Origin of the sequence: Desulfonatronospira sp. MSAO_Bac3, from assembly GCF_003838035.1 — a bacterium.
In the GTDB taxonomy this organism is placed as follows: domain Bacteria; phylum Desulfobacterota; class Desulfovibrionia; order Desulfovibrionales; family Desulfonatronovibrionaceae; genus Desulfonatronospira; species Desulfonatronospira thiodismutans.
In genome coordinates this window covers 1-1,442 of the sequence record NZ_QYZY01000178.1, presented here as the reverse complement: position 1 = coordinate 1,442, position 1,442 = coordinate 1, and the positions used below count along the sequence as shown (strand labels likewise).

The following is a 1,442-nucleotide window of genomic DNA, read 5'->3' as shown; positions in this document are numbered from 1 at the left end:
TATAGTTAGGTTTTAGGGGACAGGCAAGGGAAAAATGAAAGGGCAAGACTACGAACCACCCAGCCTCTTCCTAGAATATATCCCACATCCACACCCCCTGCGGGTAACCATTCAGGGGGCAGGTACCGGCCAGGGGGACAATCACGCGTCTTCGCGTGACATAAATCTTAGTTTGTACTGACCTCTGACGTCTGCCACGCGTCCTGCCAAGCGCTTCGCGTGGTTCGCGTGACAAAAATGACCTTTTGCAGTCACATCTTTAAGGTCTGTTGTTGACATTTACTCAATGTATTGAGTAAAAAAGAACGATATATTGAGTAAATGGCAAAAATTATGCAACTTCCCGAATTCAAAAGACAAAAAGTTTACACCCTTGGTCAGAGGCTCCAGGAACAGCAGCCTTTCATTCAGGTAGTCCTTGGGCCCAGACAGGTGGGAAAGACTACAGCTGTTCTTCAGGTTAAGGAAAGCTGGGGCAGGGCCTCAATATACGAATCAGCAGACTCTCCGGCTCCACCAGGTACAGACTGGATTGAACAGGCCTGGCAGGCGGCGGAATACAAGACTGCCGCAGAAGGTCCTGTACTGCTGATCCTGGATGAAATCCAGAAGGTTCAGGGCTGGGCTGAGTGTATCAAGGCGTTATGGGAGCAGAGAAACAGCCTGAATCAGATTCGCCTGGTTCTTTGCGGATCATCATCTTTGCAGATTCAAGGCGGGTTGACTGAAAGCCTTGCCGGACGGTTTGAATTAATACGCATGTCCCATTGGTCTTTTGTGGAAATGGAGAAATGTTTTCAGTGGGACCTGGATACTTATCTTTATTACGGCGGGTATCCCGGCGCAGCCCGGCTCAGGGATGACTGGACAAGGTGGGGGGATTATGTCCAGCAGTCGCTGGTGGAAACCGCCATCGGCAAAGATATCCTGCTGATGCACCGGGTTCAGAAACCAGCTCTGCTTCGCCGGCTTTATGCTCTAAGCTGCGATTATGCAGGACAGATCATATCTTATCAGAAACTTCTGGGTCAGCTTCAGGATGCGGGCAATACAACTACGCTGGCTCATTACCAGCATCTTCTTGAAGGAGCCTACCTGGTCCAGGGACTGCAAAAATGGCACGGAACAAAAATCCGTACCAGATCATCCAGTCCCAAATGGCAGCCGAGAAACACTGCCCTGGTCACTTCCCAGTCCGGGCTGGCACCTGCTGATTGGCGTGCAGAAGCCAAGATGTGGGGTCGCCTGGTTGAAATCGCAGTGGGCGCTTACCTCGTGAACCAGGGAGAGGAAGAAGGTGTGGAGGTATATTACTGGCGGGAGAAAAACAGGGAAGTGGACTTTGTACTCAAAAAAGGAAACAGGCTTGCGGCAATCGAAGTAAAAAGCGGACAATTTTCTAAAGCTCACTCAGGAGTTGGTGCATTCCAGAAGCACTGGCC

Annotated in this window: 1 protein-coding gene; it reads left to right on the top strand. The window is 50.6% G+C overall.

Features of this window, described 5'->3' with window-relative positions; all coding sequences use genetic code 11:
* Nucleotides 1–333: 333 nt before the first annotated feature.
* A partial coding sequence (locus D5S03_RS05905; protein WP_287043000.1) for an ATP-binding protein occupies nt 334–1,442 on the top strand: 1,109 nt, incomplete at its 3' end.